Source organism: Streptomyces sp. Inha503 (assembly GCF_047215865.1).
GTDB classification, from domain to species: Bacteria; Actinomycetota; Actinomycetes; order Streptomycetales; family Streptomycetaceae; genus Streptomyces; species Streptomyces lycopersici.
The window spans coordinates 5157786-5181049 of the sequence record NZ_CP178360.1 but is presented as its reverse complement, the minus strand read 5'-3'; the positions used below and the strand labels follow the sequence as shown (position 1 = coordinate 5181049).

The following is a 23264-nucleotide window of genomic DNA, read 5'->3' as shown; positions in this document are numbered from 1 at the left end:
GCCTAGGTTGAGGCCATGCACACTGTCGTGATCCTGGCGCTGGACCAGGTCATCGCATTCGATCTGGCCACGCCGATCGAGGTGTTCACCCGCACCCGGCTGCCGGACGGCCGTGAGCCCTACCGGGTCCGGGTCTGTGCCCCCGCCCCCGCCATCGACGCCGGGGTATTCGCCCTCCAGGCCCCGTACGGGCTCGAGGCGCTCGCCGAGGCCGACACCATCGTCGTGCCCGGCCGCGCCGACCCCCTGCTCCCGCTCCCCGACGAGGTGATCGAGGCGCTGCGGGATGCGGCTGGGCGGGGCACCCGTATCGCCTCGATCTGCTCCGGGGCCTTCATCCTCGCCGCCACCGGGCTGCTCGACGGGCTGCGCGCCACCACCCACTGGCTCGGCGGCGCGCTGCTCGCCGAGCTCCATCCGAAGATCCAGGTCGACCCGGATGTGCTCTATGTGGACAACGGCCAGTTCCTCACCTCGGCGGGCGCCGCGGCCGGGCTCGATCTGTGTCTGCACATCATCCGGCGCGACCATGGCTCCGCCGTGGCCGCCGACGCCGCCCGGCTGTCCGTGATGCCCCTGGAACGGGAGGGCGGGCAGGCCCAGTTCATCGTCCATGACCAGCCACCCGTGCCGCGCGGATCGCTGTTCGAACCCCTGCTGCGGTGGATGGAGGACAACGCCGGACGGGATCTCACCCTCAATGAGATCGCCGCCCATGTCGGCATGAGCACCCGCACCCTCAACCGCCGGTTCCGTGAGCACACCGGGACCACCCCGTTGCAGTGGCTGCACCGCGCCCGGATCCGCCAGGCGCAGTATCTGCTGGAGGCCACCACCCACCCCGTCGAGCGCATCGCCTCCCAGGTGGGGTTCGGCTCGCCCACCTCCTTCCGGGACCGCTTCAAGCGCGTCGTCGGCACCAGCCCGCACAGCTATCGCTCCGCCTTCCAGCGGAACGCCGGATAGCCGCCGAGCGAGGCCCCGTACGGGGTCGGGCGCGGGTCGAGGCAGGCTCGAGTCACGGCGGCGACCATGGCCTTCTCAGTGGGAACGACCGCGAGGAGCGCCCATGTTGGACCTCGGCCTGGAGGGGCGCACGGTCCTGGTCACCGGGGCCACCGGGGCCATCGGCAGCGCCGCCGCACGCGCCTTCGCGGCGCAGGGCGCCCGGGTCGCGCTCGCCTTCCGGCACCGCCGCGAGACCGCCGAGGCGCTGGCCGTCGAGCTGTCCGGACCGGACCGGGGCAGGGCCTTCGCCGTGCCGTACGCCCTGGACGACGCCGCGTCGCCGCGCTGGGTCGTGGCCGCCGTGGAGGAGCACTGGGGCGGGCTCGACGTACTGGTGGCGGCCGCCCGGCGCAGGGGCGCGCGGCGTGAGCCGCACGCCCGGTTCGAGGACGTCCCGGAGGAGCACTGGCGGCCGCTCGTCGCCGACGCGTTCCCGCCCGCGATCCGCACCGTCCAGTGGGCCGTCGCCGGGATGCGCAAGCGCGGCTGGGGCCGGATCGCGCTGGTGGCCCCGCCGCATGCGCCGGAGGGCGACCCGGGCGGGGAGTTCCACGAGGTGGCGCGGGCCGGGCTGCGAGGTCTGGTCCGCGGACTGGTGGGCGAGGTGGGCGGGGATGGCGTGCTGATCAACGCCGTATGCCCCGGGCCCGCCCCGCCCGACCGGCCATGGACCCCGCCCGACCGGCCGCCCACCGCTACCGCGAGTTTCACCACCTGCGAGGGCCCTATCGCGCCCGAGGGCCCCACCGCGTCCCAGGGCTCCAGGACCTCCGAGGGGCGCACCGTCCCTGAGGACCCCAGCACGTCCGAGGGCCCCACGACGCCCGAGAGCCGCACCGTCCCTGAGGGCCCCACGGCCACCCCCGAGGACATCGCCCGCGCTCTCGTCTTCCTGTGCTCGGCGGCAAACGGCGCGATCACCGGCGAGACGCTGACGCTCGCGGGGCGCCGCTGAGCCCGCCGGGGGCGCGAGGGGTCGGCCCGGTGTCATGTCCATCGGCCGGACGGGTCGGTCCGGTCGTCTCGACCTCTGCGGGAGGTGACCGTGCGCGTCCTGTTCACGACCTGGGCCTCGGGCGCCCATCTCGTCCCCCTGGTGCCGCTGGCCCGCGCCCTGCTCGAGGCCGGGCACCAGGTCCGGGTCGCGGTGCCGTCCGAATGCGCGGCGGCCGTCGCCCGCACCGGCCTGGTGCCGGTGCAGATCGGCGCCCTGCCCCTGGCGGTGGTCAGAGCGCCGGACGTGGTGCGCCGCCCGCGCGGGATCTGGCCCACGGACTGGCCGGTGCGGCCCGCCGCGCTCACCCCGGAGCAGCACGGCGCGCTGCGCGCGTGCGGCGACCGGCAGGTGCGCATCGCCGAGGCGATGGCCCAGGGCCTGGTGGCCTTCGCCCGCTGCTGGCAGCCGGAGCTGGTGGTGCACGACGCGGGCGCGTACGCGGGCACGGTGGCCGCGGGGGCGCTGGGCGTGCCCGCGGTCGGCCAGCTGTGGGGGAGCGCGGCCGTCCTGCGGCTGGACCGGCAGCGGCTCGAAGGCCCGCCGCTGCCCGGCTACGCCCGGCTGATGCGGCGTTACGGCGCCGATCCGGCGCGCGAGCCCGACCTGTGGCTCGACCCCTGCCCGCCGAGCCTCGCGCTGCCCTCACGGGCGCGGCGGCTGCCGGTGCGCTTCGTGCCGTACGACGGGACGTCGCCCGATGAGACGCCGTCGCCGTACGAGGCCCGCCGGGCCGGGACGCACCCCGTGCGCCACGAACATCCCGGGCACTCCGTGCGCCCCGGACACCCCGGGCATCCCGGGCATCCCGGGCGCCACACCGCCGCGTCGAACGGGCGGCGCGGCCCGGGCGGCGGCCCCGGGCGTTCCGGGCCGGTGCGGGTGTGCGCGGCGTGGGATGACGCCGGTGGCCCGCCGGACGCCGTACGGGCCGCGCTGTGGGCCGCCGAGGCGCGGGGTGTGGAGGTCGTCCGGGTCGGAAGCGCCGCCGAGGGACGGCCGCCCGCCGGACCGCTGCACCGGGTGCTGCCGGGCTGCCGGGCGCTGCTCCACCAGGGCGGAGGCGCGGCGGTGCTGGCCGCAGCCATGGCCGGGGTGCCGCAGCTGGTCGTCGCGCCCCGCCTGGAGCACCAGCTGAACGGGGCGCGGCTGGCCCGGGCGGGCGCCGGGATGTATCTGCCCGCCGACGCCCTCGACGCCGCCCGGCCCGGGGCGCGGGCGGCGGGCGCCCGGCTGGCCCTGGATCTGTTCGCGCTGCTGGAGCAGCCCTCGTACGCCGCGGCGGCGCACGCCCTGCGCCGGGAGGCGCTCGCGATGCCCGGCCCGGACAAGGCGGTGCGGGCGGTCACCCGGCTCGCTGGCCCGGCGGTGTGAGTTCGCCGTCACGCGCGAGCCGTGTCGTAGGACCACGCGAAAGGCCCCCCACCGAAGTGAGAGGCCTTTCGCTGTCTGTGCGCCGCCAGGGACTCGAACCCCGGACCCGCTGATTAAGAGTCAGCTGCTCTAACCAACTGAGCTAGCGGCGCCTGCTGACGTAGGAGACCTTAGCACCCGGACGCCACGGAGTGAAAATCGATAAGTTTCAGCCCGGAAAGGCGGCGGGCGCGCTGGTCACAGCCGTGCTGGCAAGATCACCACCGGCGGTGCGGGCGGCCCTCACACAGGCCCACAGCAGCACCTCGGGGCCGGGCAGCCAGGGGCTGCGGACATCGGGCGCGACCAGCCAGCGCGGCGACGGCATCGGGGCGGACTCCCGGGTTCCGGACTCCGGGCCCCGGGACTCCGGGGCACCGGGCTTCCCGGCGTCGGCCTCCGGGGGATCGCACTCCAGACGGGGATCGCCCTCCAGGGGATCGCCCTCAAGGGGCGCCGCCTCCTGTGGCCCGGGGTCCGGCGGGAACAGTGGCGGCACGGTCACCGCGTCGCCCCGGCCGTAGCAGAGCAGCGGGGGAGCGGCCGCGCCCCACTCCTCCCAGCCGAGCAGCGCGGGCAGCCGCTGGGCGGTCCCCGGGGTGGCGAAGAGCATGACCCGGCCGCCCTGGGCCGCGACCGGTCCGGTGCCGGGGCCGTCGGTCCATAACCGGCCGACCACCCGGCGGCCGAAGAGCGCGTCCATGCTGATCACGTCGAACGCCGTGCCGCACGGCAGCGTCACCGGGGCGGTCGGGGCAGTGGCCCACAGGGCCTGCACACCGCGCGGGGAGGCGCTGGCCGAGGCGAGCCAGTCCGCGCCTGCCGGGGTGACGAAGGCGGCGGTGTGAAGTGAGTCCTGCGGCGATCTGCTCATGTTTCCACCTTTACCGTCAGCGATGACGGTGTAGAGAGATGAGACGAAACCGGGACATCGGACGGCGGTATCGGGTACCTTCCGCCCGCATATGCCCCGGGCTCACGCCTGCCGTCAGTCCAGCACCTCGCCGCCCCGCATCAGCTCACGACCGAATTCGACCATCTTCTTGGCGTAGTCCTCGGTCCACTCGGCACGCTCGGCGATCACGGCGGGGGTCAGCCGATCGAACCGCCTCGGGTCGGCGAGCTGCGCGGCCGCCATCGCCTGGAACTCCATGGCCCGGTCCGTCGCCGCGCGGAACGCCAGCACCAGCTCCGTCGAGCGGGACAGCAGCTCACGCGGGTCTTCGATCGACTCCAGGTCGAAGAAGTGCGCCTCGTCCGACGCGGCGGCGGCCGGTTCGAAGAGCAGGGGCGCGGGCTTCAGCCGCCGGGGCGCGGAGCCGTGCCGGCCGTGAGCCGAATCCGGCTCGGGCATGTGATCTCTCCTCCTGGCTCGTGAGACACGTACAGTTCGCGGGTCTTGTTGTCTCCATTGTCGCGCGTAGGGCAAGGGCGCCCCCGCCGTACGCCGCCGACCTGGGGTCTCTCCCCACCCCACCGCCCCCTGAACCATGGCCGCACCTCTCGCCCCAGTGACGCACCGTGCGGCCACCGGGAGCGCGCCGCCCTTACGGCCCTCGGCGACACGCCCTTACGGTCGCCCGAGTCACGCTCTCACGCTCTTACGGTCGCCATGCCACCCGGTGCTCCGACAGGTGCGCCAGCACCGCGTGATTGGCCTCCCAGCCGTCCGGGAACTTCACCGTGACGCCCAGCTGCACCGGCTCCGTGGACGGGTGCTCGTCCAGCAGCTCGGCCACCCCCGCCCGGCACACCACCACGCACGCCTGCCGGTGCCGCGACGCCAGCACGCACAGCCGCCCCGTCTCCAGGTGGAAGGCCGTGGCGTCCGGCCGCCCCGACAGCGGGTGGAGCACGACCGTGACGTCGAACTCACGCCCTTGGAGGCGATTGGCGGTGTCGACGGTGACGCCGGAGACCCCGAGTCCCGCCAGCGCCGCCCGGACCGCCGCCGCCTGGTCCCGGTGCGCCGTGCCCACCGCGATCCGGTCCGCCGCGACCGGCTGCGGCTCGTCGGACCGCTCGCTGACCGCCACCGCGCCCCGGTCCAGCAGCCGCCGCACCACCTGGGCCACGGCCGCCACCGCCTCCGGGTCGGTACGCGGGGTGCGCCGGGCGGGCAGCTCCAGCAGCCCCCAGCCGGACGCGGCGGCCTCGTCCAGCACCCGGTCGGGCCCCGAGCCGTCGGAGGCCACCCCGAAGCTCAGCCGCCGCTCGCCGTGGCCGGTGCCGCTGCGGAAGGGGGTGTACGGGTAGAACGCGTGCGAGACCAGCGGCGCGGCCGAGGCCGGGAGCCGCCAGGAGACCGGCAGCCGGTGCTGCGGAAGCCGCGGATTGTGGGCGAGCAGGGTGGTGACCGCGCTCGCCGACGGGTCGTACGAAAGCCCCGCCCACTGGTCGGCACCCACCACGCTGAACGGGTCCAGCTGGCCGGGGTCGCCCACGAACAGCGCCCGCTCGAACAGCCCGGCGACCGCCAGCAGCGCGTCGGAGCGCATCTGGTACGCCTCGTCCACGATCGCGTGCCGCCACGGCTCGACGTGTTTGATGTGCGCCCACTTCGCGGCCGTGGAGACCACGATGTCGAGCCCGGCGAGGTCGGCGATCTTCGCGGAGGCGCGGACCGACTCATGACCGTCGAGCACCGGGTCGTACGGATGCGGATCGCTGCTGTGCAGCCGCCCCACCGGAAGGTCGGGGTCCGCCGTGGCCAGCCGGTCCACCAGGTCGTCCACCTGGGCGTTGGTCTGTGCGACGACCATCAGCGGCCGCCCGGCGGCGGCCAGTTCCCGCGCCGCCCGCACCACCAGCGTCGACTTGCCCGCACCGGGCGGGGAGTCCACGACGACGCCGCGGTCCGCTCCGTGCAGCGTGTCGTGCAGGATCGCCTCGGTGGCGCGCGCCGCGGCGGCCGATGGGTCGAACGGCTCGCCCGCGCGGGCACGGCCCGGGTGGGCCGCGGCGGCGGCCGGGTCCGCGCCGATCACAGATAGTCCTCCTCGGTCATCGGGTCGGGCTGGGGGCCCTGGGCCGGGGCGGCGGCGTCCGGCGGGCCGCCGTGGGTCCATGGGGTGCTCTCCGCGTCGGGCAGCTCGGGGCCGCCGCGCGGGGCGTGCTCGAACAGCGTCCAGCACACCCGGTCGCCCTTCTCGGGCACCGTGCCCGGCTCGGGCTGCTTGCCCCGGCCCATGCCGCCGGTCAGCCGCACCACCAGCGCACGGCCGGGGCCGTCGGTGTCGCGCTGGCCGTCCGTACCGCCCAGGGCATCCGTATCGTCCAGGCCGCCCGTATCGCCCGGGCCGTCCACGACATCGGCCCCGTGGGCATCGTCGGCCTCGTGGGCATCGTCGGCCTCGTGGGCACCGTCGGCCTCGTGGGCATCGTCGGCCCCGTCGGGCCCTTCGCCGCCGTCCAGGTCCGCGAGACCGGCGAACTCCCCGCTCTGGGCCCTGCCGTCGGCCGTGACCCGGTGCAGCTTGACCCGCTCGGCCAGGTGCGGACGGTCCTCGGTGCGGATCGTGACCAGCGGGCGCGGGCGCGGCACCTTGGCGTCCGACCAGGCCATCTCCACATCGATCACCTCGCCCGCGAACGCCTCACCGGCCAGCCGCCGCCCCGCCATGACCAGCGGATCGTCCAGCGCCTCATGGGCGTCCAGCTGGGCCTGCGCGGTCTCGCGCGCGGCGAGCTTCTGCGCCGCCGTCACCGCGTCGTCCAGCTTGGGCTGCGGCGGTTCCCCGGCCCGGACCCGGTCCCGGTGGCCGGTGTAGGACCAGCGGTCCCGCTTCCAGCGGTCGGCCACCCGCGCACCCTCCGGGAGGGCGCGCAGCAGGTCAACCCCGCGCCACAGCGCGTCCCAGGTGGGCCGCAGCTGTGACTCGATCAGCCCGCGCAGCTCCGCCTCGGCGAGCCGCAGCCGCGCCGCGCCCCCGGCCACGCCCTGTGACGCCTCGGCACGGGCCGCGTCGTAGCGGGACATCGCCGGGGCCAGCAGCTTGTTGTCGAAGGCGGGGTCGGTGGCCGGGCCGGCGGGCGGGCAGCGCAGCTGTCCGCCCTCGTCCCGCTCCGACTCCGCCCGCAGCGCCGCCTCCGCGCCCGGTACGCCCTCCGGGGGGTCGATCCAGGCCAGCAGCGAGCCCAGGTGCTGATCCTCCAGGTTGCTCTGTCCGGTCGCCCAGTGACGGCTCAGCAGCTCGGTGAGCGACAGCAGCAGACAGGAGCCGGGCACCCGCGCCCGCTCCCCGTAGTGGGTCAGCCACCGCCCCAGCAGCGGTACCCGCGCGGGCGCCGGGAAGGGCGTCTCCGGGTCCTGCTCGGCGGTCCGCCGGAACCGCATCGACCGGCCCAGCAGCCGGACGAACGCCACGCCCGCCGCGCTGGGCACCAGCAGCTGCGGCGCGTCCGCACAGAGCTCGACCTGGACCGGCACCTTCTTACCGGTCTCCGGATCGGTCTCCTTGCGCTCCTCCAGTTCGACCTCGTCCGCGTACGAGTCCAGATACGGCTGGATCTCCTCGGCGAGCTCGGCGAGGAACGCGAACCTCAGGTCGCGGTCGCGCGGCTGGGCCACGATCAGCAGCCGCGGCGCGTCCCGGTCGGTGCCCACCAGCGCCCCGAGCGGCGCCCCCGCCTCACCGGCGGTGGTGAGCGGGACGAACGCCAGTGGACGCTCCGACAGATGGCGGTGGCGCACGGTGGTCAGGGGCTGGGCCCGCCCCTCCCGGACCGCCTCCATCCGGGCCAGGGTGGTGATCAGCGACATGCCACCGCCTCGGGGCGGGACGTGAGCTCGGGGCGGGACGCGAGCGCCTCGGCGCGCAGGGCCGCCGCGCGGCGCAGGGCGTCCACGGCGGGGTCACCGGTGGGCGCTTCGTCGGCGGGGCCGTTCATGGCGGCCGTAAGGACGGCGTCCACGGTGGTGAGCCCGCCCAGCTCGCCCCGGACGCCACGGCCCAGCGCCTCGACCTGTCCCGCCGCGCGGGACCGCGTCCGGCAGTGGGCGGCCAGCTCACAGGTGGACAGGCACTCCGGCGCGTACGCCGCGTCGACCGCGTCCACGGCGGCCGTCAGCTCCTCGACCGGCCGGGTCGGGATCCGGCCGTCGTCGGTGAGCCGGAGGTCGAAGGTGGTGCCCTCGGGGAGGGCGGCGGCGATCTCCTCGATCCGGGTCAGCCGGTCCAGCTGCCGCCGGGTGACCGCCAGCTGCTTGCGCACGTCGACCAGTTCGGCGGTCGGCAGGTTGGAGAAGTCCTTGGGACAGACGAGCAGCACCTGATGCCGCACCCGGGCCCGCGCGGGAGCGCGGTCCGCGCTGTTCGCGCTGTTCGCCGCTCCGCCGCCCTCCTCCGGCTCGCCGATCATCGACGCCACCCGCTCCAGCGCCAGCGTGTAGACCGCCGACTGCCGGGCGGCCGCGCCCACCTTGGCCGGGTCGGCGGAGCCGTCCACCATGGGGAAGGACTTGATCTCGATGACCGTCCACGACCCGTCGGGGTGGACCACGACCGCGTCCGGCTCCAGGAAGGCGGGCGAGCCCGCGACGTCCAGGCTCACCATCGGATGGTCCAGCAGCGCCCAGCGCCCCGCCTCCGTGGCCTCCCGCAGCGCGAGCGCCGTACGGGCGGTGCGGCCCTGCGGCCCGGGCGCGGTCAGATCAGGGGTCGCGACGGCGCCGGGGCCGGGCGGCTCCGAGCCGTCGCGCAGCCGCTCGTGCAGCAGCCGGACCAGATCCGCGCCGCCGTCGGCCTTGACCCGGGCCTCGAAGGAGTTGCCGCGCTGATGCGCGAACTGCGACTGCCCGAAGTTCGCGGGAGCCCCCAGGGCCTGCGCCAGCGCGCCCTTGTCGACCCCGGCCCCGTCCAGCAGCGCGCGGCGGCGGCAGCCCGGGTTGGCGGCCAGCGCCGCCAGCGCTCGGGCGTCCATCGGACGGGGAGCGGTGGCCGGGCCGCGCAGCTCAGCGAGCCGCTGCCGGAGCCCCGTCGCCTGCCGTGGAGGCCGCGCCGTCCGTGGCCGTGGCGCCCCGGCCGCCGGTACCGGCACCGGCTCCCCGGCCGCCGTCGTCCGCGGCACCGTCGGTGCGTTGCCTGTCCGCGCCCCTGCCCTGCTGTCGGGGGATCCGTTCCCGTTCACGCGCCGAAGTCTCGCACTTGTCACCGACATTCGCGGGCACACCCGCGTTTCGGGAGCCGACGGGGGCCTCGACGGGGGCCTCCTCGGCCGGGCGGAGGCGGCTGCGCAGGGCCTCCGTGAGCCGCAGCGCCGGGCCCGCCAGCAGCGCCCCGAGCCCCATGGTGGCGACGCCGGCGGCCGCGTCCAGGAAGTAGTGGTTGGCGGTGCCCATCACCACGAGCGTGATCACCAGCGGATAGCCGACCGCGCCGACCTTGGTCCACACCGAGCGCCCGTGCCGCCACAGGGCGACGCCGCACCACAGCGCCCATCCCACATGGAGGCTGGGCATCGCCGCGTACTGGTTGGTCAGCCCGCCGAGCCCGCGCGGTGCGCTGGCGTCGCCACCCCACCAGCCGTACGAGCCGTACTGCGCCATGGTGTCCACGAAGCCGTGGCTCGCGTCCAGGAGCCGCGGCGGGCACGTCGGCAGCAGTGTGAAGCCGATGAGCCCGATGACCGTGGAGACCAGCAGCCAGGTGCGCAGAAAGCGGTAGTCCGACGCCTTACGGCGCTTCCACAGCCACATCAGGATGGCCGGGGTGAGGACGTAGTGCAGCGAGGCGTAGGCGAAGTCTGCCGGTATGCCTATGAGGGCGTTGTTCGTGAAGAGGTCGTTCAGCGGCGACTCGAAGTCGATGTTCAGACGCTGTTCGAAATGGAGGATCGCCAGACCGTGATCGACGGCGGTGGACACATCGCCGCGGGCCAGGAGCCGACCGGCCGAGTACGCGGCGTACACCACCGCTATGAGCGGCAGTTCGGTCCACCATCGGGGCCGACTGCCCTGTGCTGCTCCGGCACGGGGCACGGTAAAGGGCATTCGGACGCTCTCCAAAATTCAGCCGGCCAGGAAAAGGCGCGCGGTCAACCGTACGGTGCAGGCGAAGCGACCTACACACCGCCCCCATCCGCGAGCGCGCCCACTGTCGGGACCCCCTGGCGGACTCGCGCGCAGCCTGGAAGACGCCAGGAGCGACCCGGAGGTTGCCTGCCGATCACGTGCGCGATGATGGAGGGATGGTGATCGGCCATGTGCCGGTCCCGTGATGTGCACGAAACCGCAGGCAGCGACGTGTAACGGCGCACGGCGGCGCGGCGGTGCGGATCCGGTGAAAGAAGGCACTACCCCATGGCCCCACGCATCCTCCTGGCCCGGCACGGACAGACGCGGTGGTCGCTGACCGGGAAGCACACCGGCCGTACGGACATCCCGCTGCTGGACGAGGGGCGGCGCGGCGCCGAACTGCTCGGCGAGCGGCTGCGCCACGGCCCCTGGGCGGGCCTCCCGGACGTCGAGGTGCGCACCAGCCCGCTGGCGCGGGCGAAGGAGACCTGCGCGCTGGCGGGCTTCGGCGACCGGGCGCGGGAGTGGGACGCGCTCCTGGAGTGGGACTACGGCGCGTACGAGGGGATGACCCCCGCCGAGATCAAGGCCATCCGGCCGGACTGGCTCATCTGGCGCGACGGGGTGGCTGAGGGGGAGTCGATCGCCTCGATCGCGGCGCGGGCCGACGAGGTCGTGGAGTGGGCGCGCTCGGCCGACCGCGATGTGCTGGTCTTCGCGCACGGCCACATCCTGCGGACCCTGGGTGCCCGTTGGCTCGGCCATGACGCCTCCTTCGCCGCCCGTATCCGGCTCGATCCCACGTCCCTGTCGGTGCTCGGCTGGGCGTACGGCGAGCCCGCCATCGAGCGCTGGAACGACACCGGTCACCTTGACTGAACCGGCCACTGAACCGGCCACTGAACCGGCCACTGAACCGGCCATTGCACCAGCCATCCCGATCGAGGAGCCGGACCGGCGTCAGACCGGGCCGGTGAGGCCGACCGGATCGGGGCGGGTGGCCGGATCGGGGCGGGCGGCGGCCGTCTCATAGCGGGCGAGGAAGTCCGCGACCGCCGCGTCGCGACCGTAAGGACGAAGTATCCGGGCCGTGTCGTCGAGCATCCGGCGGATCCGCGACGACTTCACCTGGTCCAGCAGGCCGAGCGCCCGGCCGGCCGAGGCGGCGGCCGCGTCCGGCGCGCCGCCCGCCACCAGATCGCTCGCCAGCTCCGTGGTGAACAGCGCGATGTTGCGGGTGAAGTGGGGGTTCTGGAGGGCGACCGCGCGCCGCGCGTGCTCCACGGCGCGCTTCCAGTCGCCGAGCGCCGACCAGCACTGTGCCTCCAGCCCCTCCAGCTCGGCCTCCCCGAAGAAGCTCATCCACTCGGGGTCGGCGTCGCAGGGCCCGCGCTCGAACAGCGTCCGGGCGCGCAGCAGCGCCCGCTCACAGCCGCCTCGGTCGGTCAGCCAGGCGAGCCCCCCGGCCTCGCGCAGCGCGAGCAGCGACAGCAGCCGTGGCGAGGCGAGCCGCTCGGCGACCCGCTGGGCCGCCTGCGCCGCCCTTACGGCCTCACGGGGGTGTCCGGCGTCGCGGGCGAGGAAGGCGGTGTTGCAGAAGGCGTGCGCCTCCAGGGCGGCGTCGCCGGAGACCCGCGCGGTGGCCAGGGCCTCGGCGTAGTGGGACCGCGCGTCGGACAGCCGCCCGGAGTCATGGGCCAGCCAGCCCACCGAGATGGCCAGTTCGCCCGCGCCCGCGAAGAGCCGCTCGGCGATCGAGCGGCTGTACCCGCCCGCGTCGAGCAGCGCGTAGGCGGCGCTCAGCGGTTTGGCGGTGTGCGCGTAGAGGGGGTCGGCGCCGTGCCGGTCGTCCAGCACCCGGATCCGGCGTACGGCCTCCTCCACGGCGGCGGCCTCGGCCTCGCCCACCCGCCGCCCGGCCCGCCGGGGCGGCGTCCCGGCCCGGGGGGCGGCGGCCACGGCGGCGGCTGCCGCCCCACCGGCCATGAACGAGCGGCGCAGCAGTTCGCTCTCCTCGAAGACGTCGACGGGCCCCTTGCCGTGGGGCTCGCAGGGCCCGGGGCGCGGGCCGGGGAGGGGGACGGGTGCGGGTACGGACACGGGAGGGCCCACGGGGCCGCGCGCCTGGTGGCCGCGCACCGACTCACGGGAGGCGAAGCCGAGATCCGTAAGGGTGCGGCCGGGGAACATATGGCGGAAGACCCGTTCGTACGCGTAGTTGGGGCAGCGGATCGCCCCCGACTCGACACGGCCGATATAGCGGGCGTCGCAGGAGACCTGCTCGCCGATCTCACGGGCGGCGCGGCGCACGGACGCCGCGAACTCGGAGGGCGAGAGCTGTCCGCGCAGTCGGCGGAACGCGGTGTTCGGCCGGGGTGGCGGGGGCTCTGGAAGCGGCGTCATCTGAGCCTCTCCCTTGGTGATGCCAGGTGGGCGGGGGGAGAACCGTACCGGCTGTGAGATCCACGACACTCGGAGATTTCCGGCAAATGCGATGTCTCGCCCACGATCTGCCATGAACTGCCATCCTTTACGGCGGCATTCGGCCGTAGCCGTTGACACCGCCGCGCGTTGAACCAGGTGCTACCCGATGAAGAGGGAGGCCGGAGTGGATACCAGCCGCTCACGGACGACTGCCCAGCACCACCAGTACCTCCAGCGCCAGGACTGCGATCTCGTCACCGTGCCCGCCCGCCAGGGGCTGGAGGCGGTGGACATCCTGCGTCGTGCGTGCGACGGCCTCGGACCCGTCCTGCACGACAACGCCTGCGACACCCTCGGCTTCCTGGTCCCGCCCGGCACGGCGGACGGCTGGGATCTGCCGGGCTCGGCGTGCACCCAGACATCCGGACGCGGGATCCGGATAAATATCGGCTCCGGCACCGGCATCCCCGCCGAGGCCGGAGACACCCGAACCGCAGATCCCTCATCCGGAGACAGTGAATCCGGGGACACCCCGTCCGGAGACAGCGAACCCGGAGACACGGCATCCGGCGCGGCCGGGAACGAGGCCGGAGACGAGGCCGGGAACGCGGCCGGGAACGAGGCCCCGCCGGGCGTCGGCACCGGCTGGCTGGTGCCGCCCGACGCGGCGTACACGGTCGCCACCGACCCCGCCGAGCTCCGGGCCGCGCTCGGTGAGGCGGCCCGCACGATCGAGGCCGTCGACCGCTGCCAGTGAGTCCCGGGGGCTGTCAGTGGTCGGCCCCATACTGGGACACATGGCGAAAGGCACGAACAGGCGAGCCGCGCGCGGGCGCGGAGCGGCGCGGGGACGCAGCCCCGAGCCGGTCACCGCATCCGTCGACGGGGGGCTCGCCGAGCTCGTGCCGGACCGGGACCGGCCGCGCGGCTGGACGCTGCTGCTCGACGGCAAGCCGCAGTCGCATGTGGACCTCGACGACCCCGTGTATCTGGACTTCGAGTACCAGCGCCGATTCGGCCATGTCGCCGATCTCGCAGCCCCTCCCGGCCGCCCGCTGCGCGCGGTCCACCTGGGCGGCGGCGCCTTCACTCTCGCCCGCTATATAGCGGCCACCCGCCCCCGCTCCACCCAGCAGATCATCGAGATCGACGCCCCGCTCGTCCAGTTCGTCCGGCGTGAGCTGCCGCTGGACCCCGGTGACCGGATACGGGTGCGCGGCGCCGACGCCCGGGCCGGGCTCGCCAAGGTGCCCGACGGCTGGGCGGATCTGATCATCGCGGATGTCTTCAGCGGGGCCCGTACGCCCGCCCATCTCACCAGCGCGGAGTTCCTCGCCGAGGTGCGCCGCGCCCTGCGCCCCGATGGGTGGTACGCCGCGAATCTCGCCGACGGCCCGCCGCTGGCCCATCTGAAGGCCCAGATCGCCACCGCCCGCGCGGCGTTCGCCGAGGTGTGTCTGACCGCCGACCCCGCCCTGCTGCGCGGCCGCCGCTTCGGAAACGCCGTGCTGCTGGCCGCCGACCGAGAGCTGCCGCTGGCCGAGCTCACCCGCCGCGCCGCGAGCGATCCGCATCCGGCCCGGGTCGAACACGGCCGCGCGCTCGCGGACTTCACCGGTGGCGCGGCCCCGGTCACCGACACGACCGCCGCCCCCTCCCCGGCCCCGCCGCCCGCCGTCTTCACCTGACCGTCCCGGCGGGTTTTTCCCCTCCCCGCCCCTTCCCGAACCGGGGGCTGCGCCCCCGACCCCGCCGGGGCTCCGCCCCAGCCACGCGGCGGAGCCGCATATCGATGCTGTGGAAGGGGCGGGTAGGGGAGCAGCCCGCCGCAGGCGCCAAGGTTCCTCGGACCGCCCTAGTGCTCGTCGATGCGGACCTGGGGCGGGCCGTCGTGCCAAGTGCAGAAGATCGTGGTGGTGTCCGCCCCGGAGACGAAGTCCACCCGGATCCACTCGCTCTGCTTCCACACCTGCATCTGCCATCCGCCGTCCGGCGTCGCCGAGACCAGATCCGCCGACGCCGCGCGGATGTCGAAGACCGCCCGGCCGCCCTTGGCCGGATAGCTGCGCACTTCCCCGCTCTCCTCCGGCCGCGCCGGCTCCCGCCGGGACGGCGTCTGCGTCGGCTTCCGGGTGCGCCCGGCCGAACCGGACTCGTCGGCCTTGTCCCCGCCGGACCCCGCGTCCGTCCCGGGCGGCGAGGGCGAGGACCGCGAGGACGACGAGGACGGTGAAGTGGCCGACGGCGACGGCGGTTTGGGACGATGCGTGGAGGAGGACAAGGCCCCGTTCGCCGACCCGGAGCCTTCCGTGATCGGCAGCGCGCGCGGCGGGTCGTAGGCCGTACCGGTCAGCACCGTCCGCACGCCGTACCACGACAGCGTGACCGCGGCGCCGGTCGCCAGCACCCAGGCCAGACATTGGACCAGACCTCTTTGCATCTTCCTCATCTTGCCTCACCCGAATGGCGTACGGTGCCGCTCATGGCAAGTGTGCTTGTGGTCGAGGACGACCAGTTCGTGCGCTCAGCCCTCATACGGCAGTTGACCGAGGCGTCCCATACCGTGCGCAGCGTCGGCACCGCCCTGGAGGCGTTGCGCGAGGTGGCGCAGATCGGATTCGACGTCGTCATCCTGGACCTCGGACTGCCCGATCTGGACGGGGCGGAGGCGCTCAAGATGCTGCGCGGCATCACCGATGTGCCGGTCATCGTGGCCACCGCCCGTGACGACGAGGGTGAGATCGTCCGGTTACTCAACGACGGCGCCGACGACTACCTGGTCAAACCGTTCTCCGTGGCCCATCTCTCCGCCCGGATGACCGCAGTGCTGCGCCGTACGCGCGGGGGCGGGGCAGGGGAGTCCGGCGGTGCGGCGGCGCCCCCCGCGGTGCTCCGGGTCGGCGGGCTGGCCGTCGATCCGCTGCGCCGCCAGGCCCAGTTGGACGGGATGACGCTCGATCTGACCCGGCGGGAATTCGACCTGCTGGCCTATCTCGCCGGGCGGCCCGGCGTCGTGGTGCCGCGCCGGGAGCTCCTCGCCGAGGTCTGGCGGCAGGCGTACGGGGACGACCAGACCATAGACGTCCATCTCTCCTGGCTGCGCCGCAAGCTGGGGGAGACCGCCGCCCGGCCGCGCTATCTCCACACCCTGCGCGGGGTCGGCGTCAAACTGGAGCCTCCCGCGGAGCACACGTGAGATGGGCCCTGGTCAAGGTCTGTCTGGCGGTCACGGCGATGGTCGTGGTCGCCTTCGCCGTACCGCTCGGACTCGTCGTCAAGGAGCTGGCCCGGGACCGGGCGTTCGCCGACGCGGAGCGGCAGGCCGCCACCATCGGCCCGGCGCTCGCCATCACCACCGAGCGGACGCGGCTCCAGCGCGCGGTCGCCAGCACCCAGGCGGGCGGGGACGGTCGGATGGCGGTGCACGTCCCCGATGAGCCGGGGGAGCGGGGGAGCGGCTACGACCTGGGCAAGAGCCGTGCGCCCAAGGGCGAACTGGCCACCGCGCGGCGGCTCGGCCGCGCCTCGGTGTCCGGCGCCCCCGGGGGCTACGCACTGCTCCAGCCGACCGCGCTGAGCAGCGGTCAGGTCGCGGTGGTGGAGGTGTATGTCCCGCGTGGCGTGGTCACCAGCGGGGTGACCACGTCGTGGCTGGTGCTCGCGGGCGTCGGCCTCGCGCTGATCGTCGGCGCGGTGGCCATCGCCGACCGGCTCGGCACCCGGCTGGTGCGCCCCGCGGGACGGCTCGCCGAGGCAGCCCACGAACTGGGCCGGGGCGAGCTCGGGGTGCGCGTCCCGGAGGACGGCCCGGCCGAACTGCGGGCGGCAGCCGCCGCGTTCAACTCCATGGCCGACCAGGTGGTCCAGCTCCTGGCCGGCGAGCGCGAGCTGGCCGCCGACCTCTCCCACCGGCTCCGCACCCCGCTCACCGTGCTGCGCCTCAACGCCGCCTCGCTGGGCGAGGGACCGGCGGCCGATCAGACCCGCGCCGCCGTCGCCCAGTTGGAGGGCGAGGTCGACCAGATCATCCGCACCGCGCGCCAGCAGAAGACCCACACCCCCTCCGGCTGTGACGCCTCCGAGGTGATCCGGGACCGGATGGAGTTCTGGTCCGCGCTCGCCGAGGACGAGGACCGTACGGTACGACTGGCCGGGGTCGACCGCACCGTAAGGGTGCCGGTCGCCCGCCCCGAACTGGGCGCCGCGCTGGACGCCCTGCTCGGCAATGTCTTCCGGCACACGCCCGAGGGCACGGCGCTCGCGGTGGACGTCCACAACGGCGAGGACAGCGTGATCATCCTGGTCTCGGACGCGGGCCCCGGCATCGCCGATCCCGACGCGGCGCTCCGCCGGGGCCACGGCGACGGCGGCCCCGGCTCGACCGGCCTCGGCCTGGACATCGTGCGCCGGGTCGCGGAGTCCACGGGCGGCGATCTGCGGATCGGGCGGTCCGTGCTGGGCGGCACCGAGGTACGGGTGTGGCTCTCGCTGAACGGCGCAGGGTCCGCCGACCCGGGGCAGCGGCGGCGCGGCCGTAAGAAGGGGACCCGGGGCCGCGGCAGGGCCAAGGAGCCCGCGGAGCATTAATCGCCGCCGATGGGTTCCTTAAGACAGCCATAAGATCCGTGGCCCGTGCACGGATCCTGCCGTTTGTCCGACTTCCCCTCGCTAGCGTGTCGCCCGCACCACCAACCCCCCACATCCGTACAGCGAAGGCAGGCACCTGATGAGCAGCACGCACCGTCGCAAGGCGAGCCGGACCACCAAGGTGATCGGCGCGACCGCCGCCGCCGTCGTGGCCGGTGGCACGGCGTTCGCGCTCAGCGGGGCGGCGAACGCGGGAACCGTCTCCGAGAAGACCTCCGCCTCCGAAAAGCCCGCCGCGGCGGCGGGCGGCTTCGCCCCGTACATCGACACCTCGCTCTACCCCGCCTACGACATGGTGGGCACCGCCGACAAGACCGGCGTCAAGGAGTTCAACCTCGCCTTCATCACCTCCGGTGGCGGCTGTACCCCCAAGTGGGGCGGCGTCACCGAGGTCGGTGACAACGAGGTGGCCAAGCAGACCGAAGCGCTGCGCGCGAAGGGCGGTGACGTCCGGGTCTCCTTCGGCGGCGCCTCCGGCTCCGAGCTGGGCCTGGCCTGCACCTCGGCGGACGAGCTCGCCGCGGCCTACGGCAAGGTCGTGGACGCCCTCAAGCTCACCAAGGTCGACTTCGACATCGAGGGCAGCGCGCTCCCGAACAAGGAGGCCAACACCCGCCGCGCCCAGGCGATAGCCAAGCTCCAGCAGCAGCACTCGGACCTGGACGTCTCCTTCACCCTGCCGGTGCTCCCGACCGGCCTCACCCAGGACGGTGTCGACCTGGTCGCCGACGCCAAGAAGAACGGTGTGAAGGTCTCCGCCGTCAACATCATGGCGATGGACTACGGCGCGTCCTTCGACGGCGACATGGGCCAGTACGCGATCGACGCCGCCACCGCGACGCAGGGCCAGATCAAGGAAGCGCTCGGGCTGAGCGACGACGAGGCGTGGAAGGCCGTCGCGGTCACCCCGATGATCGGCGTGAACGACGTCAAGAACGAGATATTCAAGGTCGACGACGCCTCCCAGGTGGTGGAGTTCGCCAAGTCCAAGGGGCTGGCCTGGCTGTCGATGTGGTCCGCGACCCGCGACAAGCAGTGCCCCAGCCCGCAGGACACCGCGTCGCCGACGTGCAGCTCGATCGACCAGGAAGAGCTCGCGTTCACCAAGGCCTTCGGTGCCTTCAACGGCTGACGCCGTAGCCGGATAAGCCCCGTATTCACCACCCCCCCACGGAAACCCCCCACATGGCGGGGCGCGGACGGATCCCCCACCCACCGCGCCCCGCCGCTTCCGTCGTCCTGGCGTCCCTACGGGATGTCCGGCGGGCCACGCGGCGGAGCCGCATGTCGATGCTTTCCCCTACCCGCCCCTTCCCGCAATTGGGGCTCCGCCCCAGACCCCGTGCCGCGGCTCCGCCCTCCAGACCCCGGGGTCCAGGGGCGCAGCCCCTCCACGCGGTGGAGCCGCATATCGATGCTGCGGGAAGGGGCGGGGAGGGGAAAGCAGCCCGCCGCAGGCGTACGCGTACCGTCGGAGAACCCCTAGGGCCGCTGCGGTTCCTCCGCCCGCACCTCTTCCTCGCGCTCCTCGTGCTCCTCATGCTCCGCCACCTGCTCCTTCGTGACCTTGGCGACCTGGCCGTCGCGACCGAAGTAGCTCCGGGACAGCGAAACCCGCAGCCGCTCCTTGAAGGAGAGCTTCCGGGCGACCCCGGCCTCGTCGACCGTCGGCGGCGGCTCCAGCGGCAGGTACTGCTCGTACGCGGTCAGCGTGTACTTCTCCCCGGGCGAGAGCGGCTCGTGCACCTCGACGTACTCACCGTGCGGCAGCCGCTGGATGATGCCGGTCTCGCGGCCGTGCAGCAGTTTCTGCCGGTCCTTGTGCTGGAGGCCGAGACAGATCCGCTTGGTGATGACGAAGACCACGACCGGTGCCACGAAGAAGGCGATCCGGCAGGTCCAGGTGATCGCGTTGATCGACAGGTGGAAATGGGTGGCGATGAGGTCATTGCCGCCGCCCGCCAGCAGCACCGCGTAGAGGGCGATCCAGGCGGCGCCGAAGGCGCTGCGGGTCGGGGCGTTGCGTGGGCGCTCATTGAAATGGTGTTCGCGCCGGTCCCCGGTGATCCATGCCTCCAGGAACGGATAGAGCCAGATGACCAGCAGCACCGTGGGGAAGACCAGGAAGGGGATCAGCACCCCGAGCACCAGGGTGTGGCCCCAGAGATTGATCTCCCAGCCCGGCATCAGCCGGATCAGCCCTTCGGAATAGCCCATATACCAGTCGGGCTGGGCATCGGTGGACACCTGGTCGGGCCGGTAGGGGCCATAGGCCCACACCGGATTGATCTGGGCGATGGCCGACATCAGGGTGGTGACCCCGAAGACCAGGAAGAAGAATCCGCCGGACTTGGCCACGTAGATCGGCCACAGGGGCGGCCCCACGATATTCATGTTCTTCGCGCCGGGCCCCGGGTGATGTGTGTGCTTGTGGTAGACGAGCAGAATCATATGGAGCGCGAGCAGCCCGAGCATGATGCCCGGAATCAGCAGGACGTGCACGGTGAACAGCCGTGGCACGATCGAATCCCCCGGGAATTGGCCGCCGAAGAAGAAGAACGACAGATAGGTGCCGACGATAGGGATCGACAGGATCGCGCCCTCCATGAAGCGCAGACCGGTGCCCGACAGCAGATCGTCGGGCAGCGAATAACCCATGAAGCCGTCGAACATCCCGAGAATCAGCAGACCGGCGCCGGACAGCCAGTTGATCTCGCGCGGTTTGCGGAAGACGCCGTTGAAGAACGTCCGCATCATATGGACGATCATGCTGGCGATGAAGACGATGGCCGCCCAGTGGTGGACCTGCCGCATCAGCAGTCCACCGCGCACATCGAAGCTGATGTCCAGCGTGGACGCGTACGCCTGCGACATGCGGATACCGCTCAGCGGCGTCCACCGGCCGGCGTAGACCACCTCGTTCATCGCGGGTTTGAAGAACAGGGTCAGATAGACCCCGGTCAGAATGATGATGATGAACGTATAGAGGGCGATCTCACCGATCAGGAACGACCAGTGGTCGGGGAAGACCTTGCGCAGATTGGCCTTGGCCATCTTGAACAGGCCCACCCGGCCGTCGAACCAGTCGGCGAGGGCCTCGCCTTTTCCGGCGGGCGCGCGCCGACCGGATGGCTCATCGCGGAACCTCTGCCGGCGCTCCGGAAATGCTCTCATGTCTCAATGGGTTTACCAGGCATACTCCACGGATGACGGCGCCCTTCCGCCGGGTGGATCAGGGCGTAACCCCATTGAAGGAAGAACGCTCCGGCCCGCTTGCGCCCGTATGCGCACCTCTCCCGCGATCCGCGGCGCCGCCCGCCCCCCAGCGGGCGGCGCCGTGGACTTTGAGGCCCCGGTCAGGCCGCCGGAAGCTCTCCGGTGCGGGCCACCCGGGCGTACCAGCGGGCGCTGGACTTCGGCACCCGCGCTTGCGTCGGATAGTCGACATAGACCGCGCCGAAGCGCTTGCTGTAGCCGTACGCCCATTCGAAGTTGTCCATCAGCGACCACAGGAAATAGCCGCGCAGATCGGCGCCGTCCGCGATGGCCTGGTGGGCCACGGCCAGATGGGCCTGGAGGTAGTCGATCCGCCGCGGGTCGTGGACCGCGCCCTCCGCGTCCGGCTTGTCGTCGAACGCGGCCCCGTTCTCGGTGATGTACAGCGGTACGCCCGGCGCCTCACGGCTGTAGCGCATCAGCAGGTCGTGCAGCCCGGTCGGGTCGATCGTCCAGCCCATCTCGGTGTGCTCGCCCGGGGTCTGGTGGAACGCCACCCCCTCCGAGCCCGGCCACGGGGAGTGGTCACTGGCGCCGTGGCCGTCGTGACGGGCGGGCGAGCCGTCGTTGTCGGTGGCGGCTGATACCAATGACGGTGTGTAGTAGTTGATGCCCAGCGCGTCCAGGGGGTGCTTGATGACGGCCAGATCGCCGTCGCGGACGAACGACCAGTCGGTGATCGAGGCGGTGTCCTTGATCAGGTCGCTGGGGTACGCACCGCGCAGCAGCGGCCCGGCGAAGACGCGATTGGCCAGCGCGTCGATACGCCGCGCCGCGTCCAGGTCCTCGGGTTTGTCGGTGAGCGGCCGGACCACGGCCGGGTTGAGGCTGATGGCGAGCTGAGCGCGGGCGGGGAGCGCGGCGCGCAGCGCCTGGGCGCCGAGGCCATGGGCGAGGTTCAGATGGTGGGCGGCGCGCAGCGGGGCCAGCCGCTCGGTGCGGCCCGGGGCGTGCACCCCCGAGCCATAGCCCAGGAAGGCGCTGCACCACGGCTCGTTGAGGGTGGTCCAGAACTCGACGCGGTCGCCCAGCGCCTCCGCCACGATGCCCGCGTACTCGGCGAACCGCTCGGCGGTCTCGCGCTCCGGCCACCCGCCCGCGTTCTCCAGCTCCTGGGGCAGGTCCCAGTGGTAGAGGGTGACCACCGGCTGGATGCCCGCGCCCAGCAGCTCGTCCACCAGCGAGCGGTAGAAGTCGAGCCCGCGCTGCACGGCCGGCCCCCGGCCGGTCGGCTGCACCCGTGACCAGGACACCGAGAAGCGGTACGCCCCCAGGTTCAGCTCCGCCATCAGCCGGACGTCCTCGCGGAAGCGGTGGTAGTGGTCGACCGCCACATCACCGGTGTCACCGGCGAGCACCTTGCCCGGGGTGTGGCTGAAGGTGTCCCAGATGGAGGGGGTGCGGCCGTCCTCCTGGGCGGCGCCCTCGACCTGATAGGCGGCCGAGGCCGCGCCCCACAGGAATCCGGGCGGGAAGGTAAGAGTCATGGAAGCGCTCCCATTCGAGGTCGTGGGGAGGGGAGGAAATGGGGAGGGAGGACGGAGCGGTGGTCGCGGGGCGCTCAGCCCTTGACCGCGCCCTGCATGATGCCCCCCACAATCTGCTTGCCGAAGAGGACGAAGGCGATCAGCAGCGGCAGGGTGCCCAGCAGCGCCCCCGCCATGATCAGTGACTGATCCGGGGTGTATCCCCGGCTCAGACCGGTCAGTGCCACCTGCATGGTCGGGTTGCCGTTCTGCGTGAGCGCGATGAACGGCCAGAAGAAGTCGTTCCACGATTGGACGAAGGTGAGCATTCCCAGCACCGCCATCGCCGGACGCGCCGCCGGGAAGACGACATGCCAGATGATCCGCAGGCTGCTGGCGCCGTCCATCCGCGCCGCCTCGATCAGCTCGGTCGGCAGCGCCTGGGAGAGGTACTGCCGCATGAAGAAGACCCCGAAGGCGCTGACGAGCGTCGGCACGATGACCGCCTGGAGCTGGTCGGTCCACTCCAGCTTGGCCACCATCATGTACAGCGGCACGACGCTGAGCTGGGGCGGCACCATCATCGTCCCGATGGTGAGCATCAGCAGGATGTTCTTGAAGCGGAAGCGCAGCTTGGCGAAGGCGAAGCCCGCGACGGTCGAGAACAGCACGGTCGACGCCGCGACCGTGCCCGCCACCACCGTCGTGTTGAGCAGCGCGGTGCCCATGTTGGCGCCGTTCCACGCCTTGTCCAGGTTGTTGAAGAGGTTGCCGCCGAACCACAGGGGAGGGGGTGTCTGGGCCAGCCGGGTGTTGGTGCGGGAGGCGGCGATGGCGGTCCACACCAGCGGGAAGAGCGAGCCGATGGTGAACAGGATCAGCACGGCGTAGGTGATCTTGCCCCCGTGCAGCTGCCTGCCCGCTCGGCCGCGGCCCTTTCCGCCCCGCGGAGCGGTGTGCGCGGGAGCCGCCGGATCGAGAGTCCGCCGGGAAGAGACAGTGACGCTCATGGTTCTCCTCG

At 73.1% G+C, this 23264-nt stretch carries 19 protein-coding genes, 1 tRNA gene and 1 pseudogene; 9 read left to right on the top strand and 12 right to left on the bottom strand.

Translation table 11 applies throughout. From position 1 onward, the window contains the following. Positions 1 to 15: 15 nt before the first annotated feature. The 3 genes from ACJX2R_RS21155 to ACJX2R_RS21145 all read left to right on the top strand — a co-directional run bounded on the left by ACJX2R_RS21155 (position 16) and on the right by ACJX2R_RS21145 (position 3376). Positions 16 to 966 carry a GlxA family transcriptional regulator gene (locus tag ACJX2R_RS21155; protein WP_413101413.1) on the top strand — a complete coding sequence of 317 codons (951 nt, stop codon included), beginning with the start codon at positions 16 to 18 and terminating at the stop codon, positions 964 to 966. 103 nt (positions 967 to 1069) lie between these two features. After that, a complete protein-coding gene (locus ACJX2R_RS21150) occupies positions 1070 to 1963 on the top strand; it encodes an SDR family NAD(P)-dependent oxidoreductase (RefSeq protein ID WP_413101412.1) in 894 nt (297 codons plus the stop codon). 90 nt (positions 1964 to 2053) lie between these two features. After that, positions 2054 to 3376 (top strand): nucleotide disphospho-sugar-binding domain-containing protein, encoded by a 1323-nt coding sequence (locus ACJX2R_RS21145; RefSeq protein ID WP_413101411.1) that lies wholly within the window; start codon positions 2054 to 2056, stop codon positions 3374 to 3376. 78 nt (positions 3377 to 3454) lie between these two features. On the opposite strand, the gene ACJX2R_RS21140 is transcribed toward ACJX2R_RS21145, so the two are convergent. The 7 genes from ACJX2R_RS21140 to ACJX2R_RS21110 all read right to left on the bottom strand — a co-directional run bounded on the left by ACJX2R_RS21140 (position 3455) and on the right by ACJX2R_RS21110 (position 10406). Then, positions 3455 to 3528, bottom strand: a tRNA-Lys gene (locus tag ACJX2R_RS21140). A gap of 56 nt (positions 3529 to 3584) precedes the next feature. Then, entirely contained in the window at positions 3585 to 4289 is a 705-nt protein-coding gene (locus ACJX2R_RS21135) for a bifunctional DNA primase/polymerase (RefSeq protein WP_413101410.1), read from the bottom strand. Between the two features lie 114 nt (positions 4290 to 4403). Then, a complete protein-coding gene (locus ACJX2R_RS21130; protein WP_020871076.1) occupies positions 4404 to 4769 on the bottom strand; it encodes a hypothetical protein in 366 nt (121 codons plus the stop codon). Positions 4770 to 5016: 247 nt separating this feature from the next. After that, positions 5017 to 6399 (bottom strand): AAA family ATPase, encoded by a 1383-nt coding sequence (locus tag ACJX2R_RS21125; RefSeq protein ID WP_413105920.1) that lies wholly within the window; start codon positions 6397 to 6399, stop codon positions 5017 to 5019. Then, positions 6399 to 8177 (bottom strand): hypothetical protein, encoded by a 1779-nt coding sequence (locus ACJX2R_RS21120; protein ID WP_413101409.1) that lies wholly within the window; start codon positions 8175 to 8177, stop codon positions 6399 to 6401. Before ACJX2R_RS21120 ends, ACJX2R_RS21125 begins: the two co-directional genes overlap by 1 nt. After that, positions 8168 to 9337 (bottom strand): hypothetical protein, encoded by a 1170-nt coding sequence (locus tag ACJX2R_RS21115; protein WP_413101408.1) that lies wholly within the window; start codon positions 9335 to 9337, stop codon positions 8168 to 8170. The genes ACJX2R_RS21120 and ACJX2R_RS21115 overlap by 10 nt, the downstream gene beginning before the upstream one ends. A gap of 31 nt (positions 9338 to 9368) precedes the next feature. Continuing rightward, positions 9369 to 10406, bottom strand: coding sequence for a phosphatase PAP2 family protein (locus tag ACJX2R_RS21110; RefSeq protein ID WP_262699744.1), 1038 nt, complete (start codon positions 10404 to 10406; stop codon positions 9369 to 9371). A gap of 309 nt (positions 10407 to 10715) precedes the next feature. On the opposite strand from ACJX2R_RS21110, the gene ACJX2R_RS21105 reads away from it, so the two are divergent. Next, positions 10716 to 11309: a histidine phosphatase family protein gene (locus ACJX2R_RS21105; protein WP_262699743.1), complete on the top strand. Its 594-nt coding sequence runs from the start codon at positions 10716 to 10718 to the stop codon at positions 11307 to 11309. Between the two features lie 81 nt (positions 11310 to 11390). On the opposite strand, the gene ACJX2R_RS21100 is transcribed toward ACJX2R_RS21105, so the two are convergent. Then, on the bottom strand, positions 11391 to 12833 hold the full coding sequence (locus ACJX2R_RS21100; RefSeq protein WP_413101407.1) for a tetratricopeptide repeat protein: 1443 nt from the start codon (positions 12831 to 12833) through the stop codon (positions 11391 to 11393). Between the two features lie 205 nt (positions 12834 to 13038). On the opposite strand from ACJX2R_RS21100, the gene ACJX2R_RS21095 reads away from it, so the two are divergent. After that, complete coding sequence (locus ACJX2R_RS21095; protein ID WP_413101406.1) at positions 13039 to 13611, top strand: hypothetical protein; 573 nt, start codon at positions 13039 to 13041, stop codon at positions 13609 to 13611. A 40-nt stretch (positions 13612 to 13651) separates the two neighbouring features. After that, on the top strand, positions 13652 to 14542 hold the full coding sequence (locus ACJX2R_RS21090; protein WP_413101405.1) for a spermidine synthase: 891 nt from the start codon (positions 13652 to 13654) through the stop codon (positions 14540 to 14542). Positions 14543 to 14709: 167 nt separating this feature from the next. Here ACJX2R_RS21090 and ACJX2R_RS21085 read toward each other — a convergent pair whose 3' ends face one another. Beyond that, positions 14710 to 15294 (bottom strand): hypothetical protein, encoded by a 585-nt coding sequence (locus tag ACJX2R_RS21085; RefSeq protein WP_413101404.1) that lies wholly within the window; start codon positions 15292 to 15294, stop codon positions 14710 to 14712. Between the two features lie 42 nt (positions 15295 to 15336). Between ACJX2R_RS21085 and ACJX2R_RS21080 the strand changes: the two genes are divergently transcribed. The 3 genes and pseudogenes from ACJX2R_RS21080 to ACJX2R_RS21070 form a co-directional block, all read left to right on the top strand. After that, positions 15337 to 16050 carry a response regulator transcription factor gene (locus ACJX2R_RS21080; protein ID WP_413101403.1) on the top strand — a complete coding sequence of 238 codons (714 nt, stop codon included), beginning with the start codon at positions 15337 to 15339 and terminating at the stop codon, positions 16048 to 16050. Next, positions 16047 to 17441, top strand: coding sequence for a sensor histidine kinase (locus ACJX2R_RS21075; protein WP_413101402.1), 1395 nt, complete (start codon positions 16047 to 16049; stop codon positions 17439 to 17441). The genes ACJX2R_RS21080 and ACJX2R_RS21075 overlap by 4 nt, the downstream gene beginning before the upstream one ends. 301 nt (positions 17442 to 17742) lie before the next feature. Further along, positions 17743 to 18633 (top strand): annotated as a pseudogene (locus ACJX2R_RS21070) (chitinase); the annotation flags it as partial. Positions 18634 to 18983: 350 nt separating this feature from the next. On the opposite strand, the gene ACJX2R_RS21065 reads toward ACJX2R_RS21070, so the two are convergent. From ACJX2R_RS21065 to ACJX2R_RS21055, 3 genes are all read right to left on the bottom strand, one after another. Further along, on the bottom strand, positions 18984 to 20675 hold the full coding sequence (locus tag ACJX2R_RS21065) for a cytochrome b (RefSeq protein WP_413101401.1): 1692 nt from the start codon (positions 20673 to 20675) through the stop codon (positions 18984 to 18986). Positions 20676 to 20857: 182 nt separating this feature from the next. Next, complete coding sequence (locus ACJX2R_RS21060) at positions 20858 to 22264, bottom strand: GH1 family beta-glucosidase (RefSeq protein WP_413101400.1); 1407 nt, start codon at positions 22262 to 22264, stop codon at positions 20858 to 20860. Between the two features lie 74 nt (positions 22265 to 22338). Beyond that, a complete protein-coding gene (locus ACJX2R_RS21055) occupies positions 22339 to 23253 on the bottom strand; it encodes a carbohydrate ABC transporter permease (protein WP_413101399.1) in 915 nt (304 codons plus the stop codon). Positions 23254 to 23264: the final 11 nt, after the last annotated feature.